General features: G+C 34.3%; 3 protein-coding genes. 1 reads left to right on the forward strand and 2 read right to left on the reverse strand.

Annotation, left to right across the window (positions count from 1 at the left end; all coding sequences use genetic code 11):
- Positions 1 to 1,224: hypothetical protein (locus tag ABX784_RS16740; RefSeq protein ID WP_372656207.1), on the forward strand; the 1,224-nt coding region annotated here is incomplete at its 5' end.
- On the opposite strand, the gene ABX784_RS16745 is transcribed toward ABX784_RS16740, so the two are convergent.
- The gene (locus ABX784_RS16745) at positions 1,221 to 1,982 is read right to left on the reverse strand and encodes a hypothetical protein (RefSeq protein WP_372656208.1); all 762 of its coding nucleotides are present in this window, start codon (positions 1,980 to 1,982) and stop codon (positions 1,221 to 1,223) included. The two genes, ABX784_RS16740 and ABX784_RS16745, sit on opposite strands and share 4 nt — an antisense overlap.
- Positions 1,982 to 2,744 (reverse strand): hypothetical protein (locus ABX784_RS16750; RefSeq protein WP_372656209.1); only part of this gene is annotated, 763 nt, incomplete at its 5' end. The genes ABX784_RS16745 and ABX784_RS16750, both read right to left, overlap by 1 nt.

Raw genomic sequence — 2,744 nt, forward strand, 5'->3', positions numbered from 1 at the left:
AAGATTAGACCTTGGACTCTTCCCTACCTATATGTAGTGATACTTGCCCCTTTTAAGTTTCTAGGAATAGAGAGCCCTTTCACACTAGCAACGATTGCAAGATTATTTTCTGGTTGTGTTGCTCTTTATACTCTCATTGAATTTACTAAGACGTTTAAAGCTTTTCTTCCAGAAAGTAGAAGGGATCTCTTCACTAAATTTACTCTCCTATTTTGGCCCTTAGTCTTTATGGGGGTGAGAACTTCTTCCGACAATATTGCGACTTGCTTCTTTATTATCGCAGTTTCAATTATTTTAAGAAGTATATCAAAGAGGACTCTTCTTATGGGAGGACTACTTCTTGGTCTGGCTTTCTCTTTAAGACATCAAACTGGAGTTCTTTCTCTAGCCTTTGGTTTATGGATTTTATTTTCTAAGAAAATTGACCCTCTAACTTGGTTTAAGTTCTTTTCTTCTTCAATACTTATTGGCGTACTCGTAGGAGTTGGACTAGATAGTCTTGGTTATGGGAGCTTCACTTTAACTCCTGTGAATTATCTCACAGAGAATTTAATTAAAGATAAGATCAGCTCTTTTGGAGTCTCTCCTTGGTGGGCATACTTCACACTTACAGTTAAAAAACTTCACCTCTTTGGAGTGATTCTACTGATTAGCTCTATCGTCTATATTAAGAAATTTCCAAAGAGCTTAGAGTCTGTTCTTGTAATTACTTTTCTGGCCTTTCATAGCATTATTGGACATAAGGAACTTAGGTTCATCTACCCTTTGATCTACTTTTCAGTCTTTATGATGTTTAAGGTGATCGACTTTAATAGATTTAAAAAATCTTTTAACTTTCTCTTTATAGTCTCCATTATTGGAACGACGATAGTCTCTTTTAAGCCGGCCTATACACCGATGAAGTTCTATAAATTTCTCTATTCATTTAATCAAGGAGAGGCGCTTGAACTCTATACCTTTAAAGACAGAAAAGGGCGTTACCCAGATCTAGAGATGGATGTATACAAAAGAGAGAAGCTAACACTTATAAGAAATACAAGTATTAATAAAGAGAGCTTTCATACCTTTACAACTAAGTATAGTGATCTAGAGATGATCAACTCAAATTACAAGTGTGAGCTAAAGTATATCTCCTACCCACAGTGGATTCTTAAATTTAATATTTTTAAATGGAGAGACAGATCAAATATATGGGCGATAAATCACTGCTTTAAGCGTCCCTAAATGTCTTCAACAATCTTAATTAACTGACTTGTATCTATACTTGCAGCAATAGACTCAGTCTGCGATTCTATATCCTCTTTGATTAACTTTCCAGAAAGAAGGATTTCATCCTTCAACCTAATCTTATAGCTACTTAAATCAATAGAATTAACATCATTAAATTGTGTATCATAACTAATCATAGTAAGGAGAGACTCTCTAGCAAACTTATCATTGGCACCTAAGTTGATATCAAGATATGAAAGAAATAAATCCTCAACTAAGCTCTTAGAAGACTCCTCTAACTTCTTAATTATTGAAGTGAAAAAGAAAATATTTTCTTTATCTGGGAAAACATAGTTACTCGAAAGGAACTGACTACAAGAGTCAAGTTCAAGGAGTAGATTACTCCTATAGGAAGGTTTCATTTTTTTCTTAATCAATTCATAAGAATGAACTTCCTCCGTATCGATTAAGCATTTAAAAAACTTTTTCTTATCTAGTTTCTTATAAGCTACCTGAGTTTCACTAACATCAGAATTCTCTAATCTACTAATGTTAAAATCTCTTATGAAGTTATCACTTCGACCTTCCTCTCCCTCCTCTAAGACAGACAATGATCCCATATCTTTAAAACTTAAATAATTTCTAACTGAAAGCTCCCTAGTATACTTATTCAAAGTTAACGAGTACTTAAGTCTCCCATTGGTAATAGAGAACTCTTTTCCAAACACATTACAAATGTTTAGTATTATTAGAATAAAAAATAAGCTCCTCATTATTTTAAACTCCTCTTATAGGCATTCCAAACCTTATAATCACCAAAACTCATATCTCCCTTAGCAATAGTCTCTAAAAGTTTCTTTTGTAGATGAAGCTTATTAAGTCCTCTAGAAATTTTAATTTTCTTCGCTATAGGCAGTAGTTCAATTTTATAAAATTTCATAAGCTCAAGCCCAACACTCGCATACCTCTCTCTTAGTGCAGATAGGTTAGTTGAAACCTGTTTAATAAACTTCTCTCTTTTAGTCTTTAGCATTACCTGTAAGAGCTGCTCATCCATCTTTAGTATTGTCTTGTAATCCTCAGACTTCTTAGAAATGGTAGAATGCGCTTGTTCAACCATAGTTAAGACACCCTCTAAGAGATTAATATTAGAATCAACACTAGATTGAACTTCCTCAATTTCAATCTCTCTACATATAGAGCTCACTATCTTGCTATTATTCAAAGAAAGGCTTTTGTGAATTTCATCGTATCTATTATTAATTCTGTCGTACTCACGATCCAAGTCATCTTGAAAATCTGCAAAATCCTCTGAGTCTGAAAAGCTCATAAACGCTTCAAATACTGCAGTAATTCCAGCTGCTATAAAAGAAAAAGTTGTAGGTTCACATAGTGAACCTCCACCGATAACGGTAGAAACACCACAAGCGATACCTGCTCCAACAAAGCCTACAGCAACACCAACCTCACTACCATCTGCAACAGGAGTATTGACTTCATACGAAGAGTTTCCACCACCATCGTTATAGGCATAA

Source organism: Halobacteriovorax sp. (assembly GCF_041587335.1).
Classification (GTDB): domain Bacteria; phylum Bdellovibrionota; class Bacteriovoracia; order Bacteriovoracales; family Bacteriovoracaceae; genus Halobacteriovorax.

Bases quoted from the DNA above. Each gene is read 5' to 3' on its own strand.
- ABX784_RS16745 (WP_372656208.1), bottom strand. From the start codon at position 1,982: ATGAGGAGCTTATTTTTTATTCTAATAATACTAAACATTTGTAATGTG.